We start from the raw sequence: 16,371 nt of genomic DNA on the forward strand, positions 1-16,371 counted from the left end.
GAGGACGTCATGGAAAGTATTACAGCGCAACAAATCGATATTGCCTATAATGACACGCTTATCGTAAAAGAACTGAACTTGCAGATTCCGCGTGGACAGATTACCTCGATTATTGGTCCCAATGGATGCGGCAAATCAACCGTACTAAAGGCAGTCGGTCGGTTGCTCAAGACGAATAATGGTACGGTTTATCTGAATGGCGCCGATATCCGTACGCTGTCCACCAAGGAAGTGGCCAAGCAGATGGCGATTCTGCCGCAGACGCCGACCGCACCGAGCGGTTTGACGGTCGGTCAATTAATCGCCTATGGGCGTTTTCCACATCAACGGGGCTTCGGCAAGCTCTCCAAAGAGGATAAGCAAGTAGTAGCCTGGGCCCTATCGGTTACACAGCTTACAGCGTTTGAGCATCGTGAGGTCGATACGCTATCTGGCGGTCAGCGTCAGCGCGTATGGATTGCGATGGCGCTCGCCCAGCAAACCGATCTGATCCTGCTGGATGAACCCACAACCTATCTGGACCTGGCGCATCAGCTTGAAGTGCTGGAACTGCTCTATGAACTAAATCGCAGTCAACAGGTGACGATTGTGATGGTGCTGCATGACCTGAATCTGGCAGCACGCTTCTCCGACTATATGGTGGCGATTCGTGAGGGTCAGGTGGTGGAGCATGGTTCGCCAGAGCGTGTAATGACGGTACGGACGCTGCGTGAGGTATTTGCCATTGATGCCGAGATTATGCTGGAACCACGAACAGGGCGACCGGTGTATGTGACGTACGAGCTCTTGCGTGATAATCGTAGAGAACAAGGTGTGGATCAAGGATTCCCAAAAGCTAAGGAACAGAAGGAGGCGATTGCCACTTGAAAATCGCATAGCGTGTCCTCCTAGGCGCACGGAAATACTGGTGCAGTTAGGCATTGGATTTGCCGGTGTCATGATAGCCACGATTCAACGCGTATAGCCTTTGGTGTAGCTTCCACAAGCAACTAACTCCATGAAAGTGGGCTAAGGCTTGTTGCAGAGGGGAGAGATAATAATAAATAACAACATATCCTAAATTCACAGCCGCAGGTAACTAGCTTGCGGGCTTTTTTTATTATTCGGAGCACTAGATTACGTGATTAATTTGAGAGAACCAGTATATATAACTCTAAATGAAGCAAGGAGGACTATTGAAGGTATCAGAGGAATGCGCAACAAGCAGATTGCCCGGAAACTGCAGATGGGGACCGCAACACAGCAGTTGAGAAGATCAGCTGGTTCAGACTCAGGCGCACAATCACAATAGAATCTAAACGTGGCTGAAATCTTGGAACAGATGTATCACACGGTGAAGACAAATCGGGCTGAACCGTACCATAAATAGGGTGAAAAGTTGAGTTGAAGGTTGAAGCTTTAATGCTAAATATATCAGGAATAGTTCTCCATCATTTGATATAAATAATTTCGAAAGTCTTCAACATAGGTTTTGGGCTCTACAACTTTTAGATGAGTGCCGAAGCTTGCTAAAAGTTGAAATCCCATACGATTTTGTGGGACATAAATGGTTGCTAATAAAAATCCAGAATTATGGTCTTCAATACTTCTTCGACCATACCTTTCGATGATTTGATCTTTTATGCTAGGCGATATCCAGGCCTTAATCGTGACGAATTCAGGTAGATAATTTGCTTCGTGTACTTGCTCTGACCAATCGTCTCTAGGATGAAACGCGCGTTCATCCATAGTAATATGATCGATCCGAGATAACTTGAAAGTTCGATATCCCTGTCGATGTAAACAGAATCCTTTCAAGTACCAACTCGATTCGCTAAAATGCAGCTCATAGGGCTCGACCATTCTATTCGTTACAGCCCCGTCCTTATCTGTATAATCAAACGAAACCAGCCTCTTTTTTGAAATGGATTCTTGATATGTCTTTAAGGTTTCAAGAATCTCGGACCGACCTTCCCAATCATAAAACGACAGTTGAATGGAACGATTTAGAGACAATGGACTAACCATTGCCTCTATTTTTTTTATCGTTCTTTCAACTTCTTCAGTACGGAGGATTTGTTCCAATCCGCCGAGCGCAGTTAATATATTCTGTAAATCGGAGCTGCTTAAAGGGCGTTTATCAACCTTGTATTCATCCATTATGCCGTAGCCCCCTTTGACCCCATTGACAGAGTAGATCGGGATGTTCGATAAGCTCAATGTTTCCATATCGCGAAGGATCGTTCTTTTGGAGACATTGAATAGTTGTGAGAATTCCGTTGTAGAAACAACCTCTTTTTTCAGCAATATCATGATAATCGAAATGAGTCTCTCCACTTTGTCCATAATTGCCCTCTTTTTTTACATGATTTCAGAAAGGTGACACCTAGATGTCACCTTTTATTCATTATACTACAAGTATCACAAGAAGGAGGTTTTAATTCAATGTTTAATCCAACCGATTTTCCCAAGCCCACCCTTATTTCAGCCAACGGTGTGGAACTCGAAGTGTTTGAAGCAGGCCGAGAAAACGCAGGAAAACCTATTGTACTCTGCCACGGCTGGCCAGAGCATGCCTTTTCTTGGCGCCATCAGATGGACGCACTTGCCGCAGCGGGCTACCATGCCATCGTCCCCAACCAGCGGGGTTACGGCAACTCATCCCGTCCGACCGAAGTAACAGACTATGACATTGAACACTTGTCGGGTGATCTCATCGCGCTTCTCGATCACTATGGATACGAGGACGCTACCTTTGTCGGTCATGACTGGGGTGCATTCGTCGTTTGGGGACTGACCTTGTTGCATCCAAACCGCGTCAATAAAGTGATAAATCTGAGCTTGCCTTACCAAGAGCGCGGAGAAAAACCCTGGATCGAGTTCATGGAAGAAATACTTGGCGGCGATTTCTATTTCGTCCACTTCAATCGACAGCCAGGCGTCGCGGACGCCGTATTCGAAGACAATACATACAGGTTCCTTCGCAACCTGTACCGGAAGAGCGAGCCTCTCAGAGCACCTGAGCCAGGTATGGCGTTGATCAATCTCGCCAGAGCAGAAACACCGCTCGGTGAGCCCGTATTGAGCGAAAGCGAGCTGGCCGTTTACGTCTCCGCTTTTGAAACATCAGGGTTCACGGGCAGCATAAATTGGTACAGGAACCTTGACCGCAACTGGCGCTTATTGGCGAAAGTGAACCCAATCATCCAGCAGCCGACCCTCATGATCTACGGCGACCGGGATGTGGTTGCGAAGTCTGAAAACCTGACAAAGTTCGTGCCCAATGTGGAAGTGGTCAATCTGGATTGCGGTCATTGGATCCAGGAAGAAAAGCCGGAAGAAACAAACCAAGCGATTTTAAAATGGCTGGAACAATGGGAGATGTAGTTTTTTTCAACAACCAAGAAGAGTTTAACGATTGGTTAGAAGAACATCATGCTGAAGCTAGTGAAATTTGGGTGGGCTATTTTGGGATAAGTACAGGTCGTGCAAGCCTTACTTGGTCTGCATCAGTAGATGCCGCTCTTTGTTTTGGGTGGATTGACGGTATACGAAAAACCATTGATAAACAAAGCTATAAGATTCGCTTTACTCCGCGCAAAGTAAATAGTGTATGGAGTGCTGTGAACGTAAAGAAGGTAAAAGCACTAATACAGTTTGGAAAGATGAGACCAGAAGGAATGCACGTCTTTAACAACAGAACCGATGCACAAGGCTATTCCTCTGAACAAAGAAACGTGGAACTTGCCAAAGAATATGAAGAACAAATCAAGGCAAATCAAACAGCCTGGCTATTCTTCACTAATTTATCACCATCCTATAAAAGAGATTCAATCTGGTGGGTAATGAGCGCCAAGAAAGAAGAAACACGATTAAGAAGGCTTGGAATATTGATCGCTTCATCTGAAGAAGGGCTAAAATTTCAACATTGCAAAAAATATATTACAGAATAAGGAAATATAAATAACAAAAGAATGGTTAAACGGATTTTTGGTACTGCATAAATCTGGGTCTATTGTTTCCCTGATCTATAGGAGAGAGGAGCTACTGTATTTCTCAATCAATTAGGGTTTAATTCTCATCAAAAGTCAGAACGTTTTAAATGCGAGGCATAAATCAAATCGCTAAATGAAGAAGGGATGAAACAGCTCATCCAAAATCGCAACCCCCTTCATTTTCATGGTACAGCCGACCCTCATGATCTATGGTGACCGGGATACGGTCCAGAGGTCTGAAAACCTGACAAAGTTCGTGCCTAATGCAGAAGTGGTCAATCTGGATTGCGGTCATTGGATCCAGCAAGAAAAGCCGGAAGAAACAAACCAAGCGATTTTGAGATGGCTGGAAGAGCAGAATGATGCTGAATAGAGTCGCTTAGCAAGCAAAACTTAGAAAAACAATAAGGACACCCAAACAGGCAAGGTCATTAAGTTAAGCTCAAAGGTAAGAACGGGAATAAAAATGGAATTCAAAACGGCATGGGAAAGCCCCGTGCCGATCGCTGTCAATACGAGTCCTGAATGAACTTCATTAACAATCTCTTGAATTTCAAGTACTGTCCATGGAGATGTCTCGTCCTCGCTCAATGCATAATCAACATAGGTTAAGTTCGACGGAGTAACATCTGTTACTCCAGTAGTGTCAAATATTGAGTGGTCAGGCGCATCGCCAGCTTGCTGAACGTAGTAAGCATTAATCGTATCCAACGCGGCTTGTGGAGACAATGGTGCAGGTGTTTGTGTAGGTGTCTGCGTTCTATAGATGTTACGCTGAACCGTACCATTAAATAGGGTGAAAATTAGTTGTGAATGAAGTTTATATAGAGATAAAATTAACCCCTAAGATGACTCTTAGTTTTTTTCATATGACTTAATACAACAATATTTACAAATTCATGATACGATATTGCTAAATCGGGAGATAGATGCTCCATATTTAAGATAGAATTAATTATTGATAGAACTGTTGAAGATGAATCATAACAAAATGATTGATGATCAACGAAGAATGTTTACTGAAACTATTATGACTCTGTAGAATGGGGGCCACTATATGTCATTAGCTAATAAAAAAGAAGAGTGTTTCCTTATCGAGACATTAAAATCGCATATACCAAATGTAGAGGAATTACTGAATCCAGCAGTTGAGGAATCAGAAATAGATCTTTTCGAGAGCATGATGAACTGCAAATTTCCAGAAGATTTCAGAAAGTTATACATGAATTCTAATGGAGAAGGAGAGCAGATTTTTGGCGTTATGGCTGGTCTTGGTTGGATGAACATTGAATCGATAGTAAGCAACTGGAAGTCCCTTTTAGAATCAGCTTATGATATTATATCCAGCAAATCAGATGTAATAAAAGACGGGAACTACAGAGAAGGCTGGATTCCTTTTGCTGAAGATGGTGGTGGCTCATTTTTGGCAATAGATTTAGACCCCGGAGAAAAGGGCGTTTATGGGCAAATTATCACGATAGATCATAATTCTCATTTTTCCTATGTTATTGCAGAAAGTTTGGGACATTTCTTTGAATTTATCGATTCGAGTCTCAGAAATAGTAGTATTGGTATTCGTGAAGAAGAAGATGTAATCATATTATCCCGTGAAAGTGGAAGTTTGTTAGATGATATTTTGGCTTTGACTAATTTGAATATCGAAGAGAACAGCCTTATCCCTGTAAGCGGATTTTGGGAAGAGTATTTTAAAGACGATGTTGAAAGTGGTTTTGTATCTTCAAAAACATTGAAAAAAAAGAGAATGGTATTTATTAGAGCTGATCAAGCTCAAAAATACGGAGCAATATCTTTGGATATTTTAACCCATATGGTTAATCTTAAAGAACTTATTATACATGCGGATGAAATTACTAATTTTGATGTACTTCAACGCTTGGCCTCTTTAGCAGAACTTGTGATAGGATCAGAAGCTTTTAAAGAGTCTGATTTGAAGTACTTAGTTTCTTTAGATGGGTTAAGGAAGCTAACATTAATAGGACTTCCATTAAAAGATATACATACACTGAAAGATATAAAGAAATTAAAGAGTTTGAGATTATGTAGAATGAACTCAATTGATAGGGGATTAATAGGAACTATAAAAAATTTGAAGGAACTAAGTTTAGAAGAAATGGAGGTTGGCGACCTGCTTTATATTTCAAACCTTAGTAAGTTAATAAAACTAGAGCTCAAACAAGTGACAATACCACATTTATCATTCTTAAAAGCTTTAAAGAATCTAACGGTTTTTGAGACAGATAGCTGTGCAATAGATGAATCACATATAGAGGTTATAGGAGAATTGAAGAAATTAAAGCAGTTCACTTATCCGGTTGGAGATTTAACAATACTCAAAAATTGTATGAGTCTAAAGCAGATTGGAGTAGATGCATCAAGACTTAAAGGTTTGGAGGAAATTTCAGACTGTAATATAGTCGATATAACTATATTTCATGCAACATCGAAAGAGAACGCGAAGTCCGTAGTTGCGGAGTTTAATAAATACTTTAAACTTCAGTCATATGGATGGCAGGTAACATGGAAAGATTAATGAAGCTTGCCTACACTGAGCTTTATCAAAATAGGGTGAAATTTTTATAAAAGAAAGGAGACAGAGCAAGAAGCAAGAGAAGCAGAAGTGCCCAAGGAAAGGAGGTGGTGCCCCATTGATTCAGAAGGACTCCTCCCAACATCCCGGCGCCGGCGATAGCCAGATTCCAAACCGTTGTATTGATAGGCATCACGATATCCACACCTTGCTTCCCATCAGCCTGAGCAAGTGCTGTCTGCAACAATGTTGCCGCACCACCGAATGTCAGCCCCCACAGCGCAACAGAAATGAAGATAATAGTACCATGCTCACTCCAAAGTCCTAGTACAAGAGATATCAGAGCAAATCCCAATCACCCAGATTCCCACCAGTGCCATAATTCCAAAAACAAGCAGAACCTGTCCGAGATAGGGTTCAAGCCCCATATCATCCAGGAAAGGAGAGATATAGGTGTACAAAATATTATGAGTCAGCATCCAGGCAAGAACCACAACCAAGATAGGAATCACCCCAGGTGTGAGTAAAACTTTGAATACTGAAATGCGTTTATCAGCTGACTGTCCAGGATAATAAAGCAGCGACAGTCCAAGACTTGATAAATAAAGTCTTAGACTGCCGCTGTTCAATTATCATTTCCCGTTAGTTTATTCAAGGATGCTACGAAAAAACTATATATTTAGATTTTCATATTCAGATTAATGCCTGATTGAAGGATTTAATGAAAATAAATAAAAAAACACCATACTATTTTAACAAAAAATTACTGAACATGTATTTCCGATTTGATATCATGTTGACTTAAAAATTTCATTAAATCATTACTCAGCTGTACAATCTCATTGTTAGCATTATTCGCATAATCCGGCAACATCATATCCCTAACCATCTTAGTTCGTAGCCATGTCATAAAGAAAAGATCCAAAAATAAGTTTGGAAATTTAAGCACCATTTTAAGCATTGGAGGATCAATTGAAACGCCAGCTTTTTGTATTGCCCTTAGATACGCTTTTAAAGTGACTGTTATTTTGCGTGCCGTCTTTCTGTTTCTGGCTGTTTTTTCGTCAATGATCTTATTCTCAGAATGCAAAAAACTCAACATGGCAATGTCTGATACGGAATGTGAGATTAGATACGCTTGCATATCCTTTTTAATAACGTAGGGAAGCTTTGCAGTTTTAAATAATTTTGCGAGGTTTTCTATACGTTCTGTCACTGCACCATTAATTTCTCCAAATGCAGTTGCCGCTATAAACTTTGGTAGAAATCGCGCATGTAATACTCCATCTTTAATCTGTCCTCCGAAGCCGGGAAAAGCTGGTAGAAGTCTATCCCCTACGATATCCAGCCACGAAGAAAATCCAATTGAATTACTAATCATCGTAACTATATTTTTGCTTTGATTATCTTTTAGCGCTAACAATGCTGATTCGGACCTATCATAACGAACAGTAACGAAAATAAAATCGTATACATCGTCATTTTCGAGCGTATCCATGACATTCACTTGTATCGATCTAACTGTACCTTTTTCTATATACTGCAGGCCATTTTCTCTTAATGATGTATATCTATTCGAATGTGCAAACAGGCTAACGTCATACCCTGCTTCAATAAGCTTTATTGCGTACATGCTCCCGATGACACCTGCACCAAAAATTAAAATTCTATCTTGTTTTCCCGACATATAAACCACCTCTACTTATTAATATTCCCTTTTTATTATCCGACAACATGTTGTATGATGTGATTATAAATCTTCATTATTCCTTGATCAACCATCAGTTTTTTATGATTTGTCGGATGATATTCTTATTCACTAGTAGGAGGGAAACATGAAAAAGCAACCCCAAATAACGGAGAAAACGAGACAAAAATTTGTAGAAGTTTTTTGTGAGTTGTATAGCCAAAAGCCGATTGAGAAAATTTCGATTCAGGAAATTTCGAATAAGTCAGGATATAACCGCAGCACCTTTTATCAATACTTTACTGACATTTACGAATTGTTAGACTCTGTTGAAAATGACTTATTGAATGACATGAAAAAAGAATTGGCGAATAAAGAGCTATCGAAGGATACGGTTCAAGATACGCTCAATTGTCTGGACAAAAAAGAACATCTCCTGGTTCTCAACGCCCTTTTGGGTGATTATGGAAGTGCCCGTTTTTTAAAACGCTTAAAAAAAGAAATCGCTTTGGATCAATTAGAATTAGACGTTCCTCAAAACCAATCCTTAACGCCATACTTCATTGAGTTTTACCTGACAACTGCTCTTTCTTTGTTTCGTCTTTGGCTCCAGCGTCAAAAGGATTTATCGTCAGAAGAATTTTTCAAGTTAGTGGAGAACCTATATTCAAGAGGGATTACGCCCTATTTTAAAGAATGAGTCTGTCATTCAAACCAAATCCATATGTTCTATAACAATAAAAAAGCGCGCAAAAGCTTGTTTACACAATATACTCCATAAAAACTGACCTAACTTACTCTTAAGGTGGACGATGTTATAGACCACGAGATGGGGCGTTATTGCTTATATATGTACGGAGTGAGAGATATGAACATCATTAATCAATATAGCAATGAGGATTTAGCAGATTTTCTACACAGTGCTATTATGCATCATTAATCTCAATTGTGAACAGGAAAATTGGGCTGAAAATAGGAAAACCACAGATTGAACTAACGGGAAACATGGGGAACTTCATCGTTATAGGACCCTTTATGAAGTATATTCATGCTGGCAATGGACAACGCTTAAGGTTAAGTATTATCTTATGCGGGAGGTCATCACTTCTTGAAATTTGAACTAGGACGTTGCTTACTGAATGAACGATTGATGGAATCCGGGAAGTCTGCGGAATGGCTGGCAAAAGACTTGCTTTTTAAACCGGAACGAGTTTACGACTTTATTGAAAACAAAAGAGTGATGCCACTCAAAATTGCCATATCGATCGCCGATTCCATCGGTTGTGATGTTCGTGCCTTGTATGAATTAATTCCGAATGATAATGAAGTAAAGGGAGATTAATGGAATAAGTGGTAGGTTGCATTAAGACTACGAATGTGATCTATTAAGCTAAGATAATGGGAAACGATAGCTCAATCAAAATAAAAAGGCAGCCGGTCAAATGATCGGCTGCCTTTTTATTAAGCTAATAAGCAGTTTACAGAAACGAAACTGATACATTTTGGATTCAGAAACCGTCTTTATACTGAAGCAGCAAAAGGAGGGGGGTTAGGCTAGCTAGGTAGGAATGATTGGAACAAATGAAAATGAATTTTTTTTAAAGGAGACTTGAGATGAGATTGTTTGAATTATTGCTATATTTGTCAAACATCAGTTTATTTGTATTAACAGTTGTATTAAAAAAAGGTCAGCGTATTATTCCAGTATTCGTTGCAAGCGGGATCGCCGCAGTTTTGCTGGTCATTCATTGGACGGTAGAAGGATACAGAGTTCAGCTGTTTTTCCCATATTGCATAACGGTCATTTTTTTAGCCATTTCAGGTTATAGTTATTTTAAAAAAAGCAGTTTCCAAAAAATCCCTCGATTCCTGTTGGGTTCAGCTTATACCGCTATAGCGATCATGCTGGTCGGAACAGCTGTTCTCATGTATGCTTTTCCTGTATTTAAACTCCCTGAACTGACAGGGGAATTTAAGGTAGGAACGCAAACGTTTCATTTTGTGGATACCAATAGAGAAGAGATTTTTGATAAAGCAAGAGAGGGTAAAAGAGAATTGATGGTTCAGGTATGGTATCCGACTCAAGCTGGTAGTGGCAAGCGAACTGCTTTTATTCCCGATACGCGGATTTTAAGTTATATGGCCGCAAACTATGGTCTTCCCGGGTTTACTTTTCAACACCTGAAGTACGTATCCAGTTATGCATATTCGGAGGCGGAAATCTCTACGGCACAGACTTCATACCCACTGATCCTTGGGAATCCCGGCAACGGCTCTTCTAGATTCCTCCACACTTCGCAAGCCGAATATCTCGCGAGCCACGGATATATCGTGGCAATGATCGACCACACCTACAACACATTTGCAACCGAGTTTCCGGACGGTCGAATCACGACCAGCACAACCAACGACTTATTCTCGCCTGACCATAATTATCGGACGGAAAGCAGAAATCGCGACAAGTTAGGGAAAGTTTTAACCGACGATGTGGTGTTTGTGCTGGACCAATTCGAGCTTATCCAATCGGGGCAGATTCCAAGTCATCTAAAAGGCTGGATTGATCTCGACCATGTCGGGGTGTTCGGTCATTCTATCGGCGGAGCAACGGCTTATGACGCTTCTTACGATCCGCGAATCGCGGTTGGCATAGATCTGGATGGAGGGCTTTATCGTCTGCGTGAAAGAGAGGGACTGCGAAAGCCGTTTTTGTTCCTCAACTCGGAAAGCTATTTCGAAAAATTAAAAATGGTGATGGATAACCGGGTCTACACGGATGCAGAAATTAACCGTATGGGCTCAACCAGAGAGTGGGAGGATCAAGTAACGGAAGATAAAAAGTTGGAGCTTGAACGGATGCGCAAAGCGGTCGACGAAGGGGGACAAGTCCTCTATATCGAAAATACGGAGCATTTGAATTTTACCGACGTACAGTTCATTTCTCCGATTTTCAAAATGCTGGGCATTACAGGAAAGATTGAGCCCGATAGAGCGGACTCTGTTACCAATACCTATATGCTGAATTTCTTCGATATGTATCTGAAAAATCAAGACGGAATCTTAATGAAAGGACCAGATAGCCGCTTTCCGGAGGTGAAGTTCGTAACCTCGCTATAAATTACCGAGCAGGTTAATAAGATTGCAGTTATTTTTGACTGAAGCAACATCATTACGCTTATGGGGAACGATCAATCCATACACGATCGCAGCCGTCTAGATGATCGGCTGTCTTTTTATTAAGCTAACGGCCACCCGTTAACTTTACCCTTTTAAGTACCGTAGCCGAAGTAGACAATCTTCTTGTCCACCGACATGTTATATAACGAACTGTCCAAAGACACAAAAGTGCCAACATAAGCTACTCGACAAAAGCTTGTTAAATCAGGCTTTTCTTTTTTTTATGTAGGTACATTTGTGTCAAAAAAAATGCACAAATGTATCTACATTGTGGTTTATTGACTTAAAGTTACCTACATAGTCGCGCTATGATGGGGAAGGGATCCGTTCGGAGGTAAGTCACCACAGACCAGTCGGAAGGAGTGAAGAAGAAAGCTAAGAGAGCACATCGTCAACAGTGATTAGAAAATCTATTCTTTACCGATCGTTCTCAATATGTTACATTTACTATTAGGGAGGGAATCGAATGGCAAGAAGCAAAGAATTCGAAGAGAACGAAGTATTAGATAAGGCGATGAAGCTTTTTTGGGAACAGGGTTACGAGAAGACATCTTTGACAGATCTTGTAGAGCATATGGGAGTTCATCGAAGAAGTTTATATGACACATTTGGCGACAAGCATACGCTGTTTTTGAAAGCCATGGACCGTTTTCGCGATAAAGTGAATGCTGAGCTTTCAAGAGAAGTTAAACGTTCCAAGACTGCAACTGAGGCACTTCAGCTTATCTTTAGTTTCATAATAAATGGTGAAGAAGATTCGCCCTCAGGCTGTTTGATGGTGAATTCAGCGGTGGAATTAGCAATGCGCGATGCCAATGTGGATTTGAAGTCCATTGAATCGTTCACATTATCAGAGAAGCTGCTCAAAGATATTATTCTGTGGGGCCAGCAGGATGAAGAATTTAGCTTGGATTTCAATGCCGACGATCTAGCGGAACATCTGCATTCTGTTTTTGTGGGATTAAGGGTAATGACTAGGACCTCAGTGCCTAAAGAAAAATTACATCGAATAGCCGATTTATCAATTAAACTTTTATATAAGTAATTATTATTTAAATATAATTGCTTATGCATATTCTAGAATGATTGTTCTCATAACTGAGTCTTGTCTCGTTTAAAGATCTCTTTAAACGATCCTTCTTATATGTTTTTTAGAATGATCATTCCCATATAGTGAATAAACGATGAATAAAAGGAGTAACAAAAATGATAATTTCTGAACAAGTAGCATTTGTCACTGGAGCAAATCGAGGTTTTGGCCGCCATCTCACGCTGGAGCTTTTATCCAGAGGGGCTAAGGTTTATGGTGGTGCAAGAAATCCGGAAACCATTAACATTCCAGGCGTTATACCAGTAAAGCTTGATATTACCAACACTCAAGAAGTTGAAGCAGCTGTTATCCTCGCTAAGGACGTGACGCTTTTAATCAACAATGCAGGCTCAGCTACTGGCGCCACTTTGCTGGACGATGAGGTAGAAAAAATACATTTGGAGTTTGATACGCATTTCTTCGGTACGCTGTCCATGGTTCGTGCTTTTGCACCAATAATTGAAAAAAATGGGGGAGGATCTATTTTAAATGTTCTTTCCGCATTATCTTGGTTTAGTTCAGGAACTGTAGGTGCTTATTCAGCTGCAAAGGCTGCAGAGTGGGCATTGACGAACGATTTACGTTTAAATCTATATCCTCATAATATAAGAGTATCAGGATTACATGTGGGCTTTATGGATACAGACATGACAACCAGCTTAGAAGTCCCCAAAGCAAGCCCTGCAGATATCGCAAAAATAGCTATTAATGGCATAGAATCTGGCAGCTTTGAAATTATTGCTGATGATAACAGCCGAATGATACAAGGTGGACTTGCAGGTGGCGTTCCTGCACTGTACCCTCATCTTTCTTAATAACAATTTCATTTCTAATTTAATTCATAAAGGGGAATAATAAATGAACAAATTGTGGAGTAATACGAAAATTGGAAATATGGAATTACCTCATCGTTTAGCAATGGCACCTATGACACGTAGTAGAGCACAGAAGGACGGCACACCTGGAGAACTAAGCTCTCTTTACTATGCTCAGAGAGCATCAATGGGATTAATTATTAGTGAAGGTACACAACCATCTGATGATGGTCAAGGTTATTTAAATTCACCTGGCATCTATACTGAAAAGCAAATAGAAGGTTGGAAAAAGGTTACGGATGCGTTGCATGAAGCAGGTGGCTTTATGTATATACAATTAATGCATGTGGGCCGTATATCGCACCCCGACAATACTCCGCATCATCGACAAGCAGTTGCACCTTCTGCGATCGCACCTGGTGTAGAAATGTTTACTGCTAAAGGAATGCAGGAAATACCCGTCCCACGAGAGCTAAGTGAAGAAGATATTCAAAATACTATTGCAGACTTCCGAAGAGCAGCTGCAGCAGCTATTAAAGCAGGTGCTGATGGGGTTGAAATTCATGGAGCCAACGGTTATCTAATTAATCAATTTATTAGTGAAAATTCTAATAAACGAATCGATAAATACGGTGGATCTGTGGAGAACCGTGCTCGGTTTGCAATTGAAGTAACAAGAGCAGTCGTTGAAGAAATTGGAGCAGAAAGAACCGGTTTCCGTATTTCACCAGGAACACCTCTTGGTGGGATTGTTGAAGGCGCACAAGGACCAGAGGTTTATCGCCATCTTGTAAAAGAATTAGCTAATTATAATTTAGCATACCTCCATGTGATGCATTTAGGGAATGAAATACTGCTCCATGAAATTCGTTCAATTTGGACAAATCCATTATTGGTCAATCGAGTAGGGCGGGCACTTGAAGATATTAGTGTAGATATTGATAGTGGTACTGCTGATGTCGTACCAGTCGGTATCTGGTCTTTAGCTAATCCGGATTTTGTGGAACGACTAAAAAAAGGAACACCTTTAAATGAAGTTGATCCTAAAACATTATACTCTGGTAACGGAAGCTCAGGTTATACAGACTACCCTAGAATGGAAGAATTAAAAACTCAACATCAATAAGAATATGTGGAATCACAACTGGCGTACAACTGAAAATTGTACGCCATAAAATTTTCAAATGGAGAGGAAGCTGGCAGAACATGAGAGCTGCTCAAATACAATACTCAAAAGAAATTCATTTGGAAATAAACAATGTTAAGATACCGGAAATCGATAATCGTGAGGTACTCATTAATTTTAAATGGCAGTATCCGAATGATTACTGATTATGATTTCCCATTAACATTAGGTAATGAACTATCTGGTGTTATAGAAGCATGTGGTAAAGATGTTGTTAATTTTCAGGTTGGTAACCGAGTTTATACGAGGTTGCCGGTGAATAAAATAGGAGTTTTCGCTGAATATGTGGCGGTCAAAGATGAAGCTATATTTAAAATGCCTAAATATCGGATTAACTCGAACTTGTATCTCGAATATAAATTGACTGAATTAGAACAACATAAAAAATCCGTAGGCTATTACCTAATAGATATAGTATTTTTAATTGAAGAATTTTTTTGAAGATAGATTTTTTGTTATCATTATAGGGAGGATGACATCTATATTTATGTAGGTAACTTTGTGTCATTGTATGTCGGTGGACAACAACATAGTCCCATTAGAGCCCGCGCCAAGCGCGGGTTTTCTGTTTTAAGGGAGCAAGTTCTTGTCCTTTGCTCAGGACAAGAACTTGCTCCCATGCCGATAATGGACAAGAATATGGTACTATTGCCGATTTTATGTTCATCTAATTTTCTGATCTGATTTTTGCAGGCTATACCTTAGAACATCCATAGCAGTAAAAACAGATCTTTGTTACAAGCAGAAGAAAAGTTGAAACGTTTCCAAAATAAATATTGAAACGTTTCCATTTTGGTGATATTATAATTTCCATAGAGAGGTCGGGGGTGTTAAATGACAAGTATTAAAGATGTTGCAAACTTAGCAGGCGTTGCTGTAGGAACCGTGTCCAGAGTCATTAACAACTCTGGCGCTGTAAAACCCAAGACACGCAAAAAAGTGGAGGAAGCTATACAAGAACTGAATTACTTCCCTAATGAAGTGGCCAGGAATTTCAAGATGCAGAAATCTAAGATGGTGGCTCTACTACTTCCAAGTATCTGGAATCCATTCTTTTCTGAATTGGCTTATTACATTGAGGATGAGTTGGACCGGGAAGGCTTTAAGCTTATGTTATGTAATAGTGGAGGCAAGCCTGAAAAGGAGCTATATTATCTGGAAATGCTCCGGCAGAACAAAGTGGCTGGTATTGTTGGCATAACTTACAACGATATCGAGAATAATGTAAGCAACGACATTCCGATTGTAAGCATCGACAGGCACTTTAACAAGAAGATTACCTGTGTGACCTCAGATAATTTTGAGGGAGGACGTCTTGCTTTAAGAGAGCTGGTGAAAGCAGGAGCCAGGAAACCGGCTTTTATGGGGAGTGTCACTTCCGTTTTCAGCGAAACCATGAACCGCAGGCAAGGATTTATTCATGAAGCGGAGGCTTTAGGCATCGATTATGTGATCTACGAGAAGCCGGATCCAATAGTAGATGACAATGCCTATATTAACGAGTTCCTCAACGAACATGGCGATGTAGATGGTATCTTTGCCATTACCGATATGCTCGCTGCCAGCTATATTGACAAAGCACGCAGGAAGGGCATTCGTATACCAGAAGATGTGAAGGTCGTCGGTTATGATGGTATTCAGGATAATCCTTATTTTCATCCTATTCTATCAACAATCAGGCAACCGGTGGAAGAGATGGCACGCATGACAATTAGACTGCTCTATAACAAGATTGATGGCATTCCTTTAGATAAACAAGTTTATCGTATCCCCGTTAAATTCAAACAAGGTGAAACTACATGATCCCCTTTAATCGAAAAACTTCAGCTCATTCTGTGGAAGCACGTTACTAACTGATGTTTTTCACTCTAAATTGGAAACGTTTCAAAAATAATTA

Annotated in this window: 17 protein-coding genes and 1 pseudogene; 13 read left to right on the forward strand and 5 right to left on the reverse strand. The window is 40.3% G+C overall.

The window, feature by feature from the left end; genetic code table 11:
- Positions 1-9: 9 nt before the first annotated feature.
- Positions 10-867: an ABC transporter ATP-binding protein gene (locus MHI25_RS16460; RefSeq protein WP_076190254.1), complete on the forward strand. Its 858-nt coding sequence runs from the start codon at positions 10-12 to the stop codon at positions 865-867.
- 546 nt (positions 868-1,413) lie between these two features.
- Here the strand turns inward: MHI25_RS16460 and MHI25_RS16465 are convergent.
- Positions 1,414-2,325, reverse strand: a complete 912-nt coding sequence (locus tag MHI25_RS16465) for a YafY family protein (protein WP_340393672.1) — start codon at positions 2,323-2,325, stop codon at positions 1,414-1,416.
- Between the two features lie 99 nt (positions 2,326-2,424).
- Between MHI25_RS16465 and MHI25_RS16470 the strand changes: the two genes are divergently transcribed.
- The 3 genes from MHI25_RS16470 (at position 2,425) to MHI25_RS16480 (ending at position 4,347) form a co-directional block, all read left to right on the forward strand.
- Positions 2,425-3,366, forward strand: coding sequence for an alpha/beta hydrolase (locus MHI25_RS16470; RefSeq protein ID WP_340393675.1), 942 nt, complete (start codon positions 2,425-2,427; stop codon positions 3,364-3,366).
- The gene (locus MHI25_RS16475) at positions 3,342-3,932 is read left to right on the forward strand and encodes a YdeI/OmpD-associated family protein (protein ID WP_232061375.1); all 591 of its coding nucleotides are present in this window, start codon (positions 3,342-3,344) and stop codon (positions 3,930-3,932) included. The genes MHI25_RS16470 and MHI25_RS16475 overlap by 25 nt, the downstream gene beginning before the upstream one ends.
- A gap of 226 nt (positions 3,933-4,158) precedes the next feature.
- Positions 4,159-4,347: an alpha/beta hydrolase gene (locus MHI25_RS16480; protein ID WP_053781983.1), complete on the forward strand. Its 189-nt coding sequence runs from the start codon at positions 4,159-4,161 to the stop codon at positions 4,345-4,347.
- Between the two features lie 20 nt (positions 4,348-4,367).
- Here MHI25_RS16480 and MHI25_RS16485 read toward each other — a convergent pair whose 3' ends face one another.
- Positions 4,368-4,685: a hypothetical protein gene (locus MHI25_RS16485; RefSeq protein WP_340393680.1), complete on the reverse strand. Its 318-nt coding sequence runs from the start codon at positions 4,683-4,685 to the stop codon at positions 4,368-4,370.
- A 346-nt stretch (positions 4,686-5,031) separates the two neighbouring features.
- On the opposite strand from MHI25_RS16485, the gene MHI25_RS16490 reads away from it, so the two are divergent.
- Entirely contained in the window at positions 5,032-6,525 is a 1,494-nt protein-coding gene (locus MHI25_RS16490) for an SMI1/KNR4 family protein (RefSeq protein ID WP_340393683.1), read from the forward strand.
- Positions 6,526-6,550: 25 nt separating this feature from the next.
- Here MHI25_RS16490 and MHI25_RS16495 read toward each other — a convergent pair whose 3' ends face one another.
- The 3 genes from MHI25_RS16495 to MHI25_RS16505 all read right to left on the reverse strand — a co-directional run bounded on the left by MHI25_RS16495 (position 6,551) and on the right by MHI25_RS16505 (position 8,209).
- On the reverse strand, positions 6,551-6,877 hold the full coding sequence (locus MHI25_RS16495; RefSeq protein ID WP_076184869.1) for an MFS transporter: 327 nt from the start codon (positions 6,875-6,877) through the stop codon (positions 6,551-6,553).
- Positions 6,834-7,151, reverse strand: coding sequence for a hypothetical protein (locus tag MHI25_RS16500; protein WP_340393686.1), 318 nt, complete (start codon positions 7,149-7,151; stop codon positions 6,834-6,836). Before MHI25_RS16500 ends, MHI25_RS16495 begins: the two co-directional genes overlap by 44 nt.
- Before the next feature lie 134 nt (positions 7,152-7,285).
- Positions 7,286-8,209, reverse strand: a complete 924-nt coding sequence (locus MHI25_RS16505) for a 2-dehydropantoate 2-reductase N-terminal domain-containing protein (RefSeq protein ID WP_340393688.1) — start codon at positions 8,207-8,209, stop codon at positions 7,286-7,288.
- Between the two features lie 148 nt (positions 8,210-8,357).
- On the opposite strand from MHI25_RS16505, the gene MHI25_RS16510 reads away from it, so the two are divergent.
- The 8 genes and pseudogenes from MHI25_RS16510 to MHI25_RS16545 all read left to right on the forward strand — a co-directional run bounded on the left by MHI25_RS16510 (position 8,358) and on the right by MHI25_RS16545 (position 16,277).
- Positions 8,358-8,909, forward strand: a complete 552-nt coding sequence (locus MHI25_RS16510; RefSeq protein WP_340391784.1) for a TetR/AcrR family transcriptional regulator — start codon at positions 8,358-8,360, stop codon at positions 8,907-8,909.
- A 408-nt stretch (positions 8,910-9,317) separates the two neighbouring features.
- On the forward strand, positions 9,318-9,551 hold the full coding sequence (locus MHI25_RS16515) for a transcriptional regulator (protein ID WP_076106729.1): 234 nt from the start codon (positions 9,318-9,320) through the stop codon (positions 9,549-9,551).
- 272 nt (positions 9,552-9,823) lie between these two features.
- Entirely contained in the window at positions 9,824-11,323 is a 1,500-nt protein-coding gene (locus MHI25_RS16520; RefSeq protein ID WP_340393692.1) for a dienelactone hydrolase, read from the forward strand.
- Positions 11,324-11,849: 526 nt separating this feature from the next.
- Positions 11,850-12,428, forward strand: a complete 579-nt coding sequence (locus MHI25_RS16525; protein WP_076133021.1) for a TetR/AcrR family transcriptional regulator — start codon at positions 11,850-11,852, stop codon at positions 12,426-12,428.
- 161 nt (positions 12,429-12,589) lie between these two features.
- Entirely contained in the window at positions 12,590-13,288 is a 699-nt protein-coding gene (locus MHI25_RS16530) for an SDR family oxidoreductase (RefSeq protein ID WP_076133019.1), read from the forward strand.
- A gap of 43 nt (positions 13,289-13,331) precedes the next feature.
- A complete protein-coding gene (locus MHI25_RS16535; protein WP_076184865.1) occupies positions 13,332-14,414 on the forward strand; it encodes an alkene reductase in 1,083 nt (360 codons plus the stop codon).
- Between the two features lie 80 nt (positions 14,415-14,494).
- Positions 14,495-14,798: pseudogene (locus tag MHI25_RS16540) on the forward strand (alcohol dehydrogenase catalytic domain-containing protein); the annotation flags it as partial.
- A gap of 510 nt (positions 14,799-15,308) precedes the next feature.
- On the forward strand, positions 15,309-16,277 hold the full coding sequence (locus MHI25_RS16545) for a LacI family DNA-binding transcriptional regulator (RefSeq protein WP_076184863.1): 969 nt from the start codon (positions 15,309-15,311) through the stop codon (positions 16,275-16,277).
- The last annotated feature ends 94 nt before the right edge of the window (positions 16,278-16,371 follow it).

The sequence above is a fragment of the Paenibacillus sp. FSL E2-0177 genome (assembly GCF_037992975.1).
GTDB lineage: Bacteria > Bacillota > Bacilli > Paenibacillales > Paenibacillaceae > Paenibacillus_AQ > Paenibacillus_AQ odorifer.

Coding starts and splice junctions, on each gene's coding strand:
- MHI25_RS16460 (WP_076190254.1), top strand. CDS start 10: ATGGAAAGTATTACAGCGCAACAAATCGATATTGCCTATAATGACACG.
- MHI25_RS16535 (WP_076184865.1), top strand. CDS start 13,332: ATGAACAAATTGTGGAGTAATACGAAAATTGGAAATATGGAATTACCT.
- MHI25_RS16530 (WP_076133019.1), top strand. CDS start 12,590: ATGATAATTTCTGAACAAGTAGCATTTGTCACTGGAGCAAATCGAGGT.
- MHI25_RS16470 (WP_340393675.1), top strand. CDS start 2,425: ATGTTTAATCCAACCGATTTTCCCAAGCCCACCCTTATTTCAGCCAAC.
- MHI25_RS16520 (WP_340393692.1), top strand. CDS start 9,824: ATGAGATTGTTTGAATTATTGCTATATTTGTCAAACATCAGTTTATTT.
- MHI25_RS16490 (WP_340393683.1), top strand. CDS start 5,032: ATGTCATTAGCTAATAAAAAAGAAGAGTGTTTCCTTATCGAGACATTA.
- MHI25_RS16545 (WP_076184863.1), top strand. CDS start 15,309: ATGACAAGTATTAAAGATGTTGCAAACTTAGCAGGCGTTGCTGTAGGA.
- MHI25_RS16480 (WP_053781983.1), top strand. CDS start 4,159: ATGGTACAGCCGACCCTCATGATCTATGGTGACCGGGATACGGTCCAG.
- MHI25_RS16525 (WP_076133021.1), top strand. CDS start 11,850: ATGGCAAGAAGCAAAGAATTCGAAGAGAACGAAGTATTAGATAAGGCG.
- MHI25_RS16510 (WP_340391784.1), top strand. CDS start 8,358: ATGAAAAAGCAACCCCAAATAACGGAGAAAACGAGACAAAAATTTGTA.
- MHI25_RS16475 (WP_232061375.1), top strand. CDS start 3,342: ATGGCTGGAACAATGGGAGATGTAGTTTTTTTCAACAACCAAGAAGAG.
- MHI25_RS16465 (WP_340393672.1), bottom strand. CDS start 2,325: ATGGACAAAGTGGAGAGACTCATTTCGATTATCATGATATTGCTGAAA.
- MHI25_RS16505 (WP_340393688.1), bottom strand. CDS start 8,209: ATGTCGGGAAAACAAGATAGAATTTTAATTTTTGGTGCAGGTGTCATC.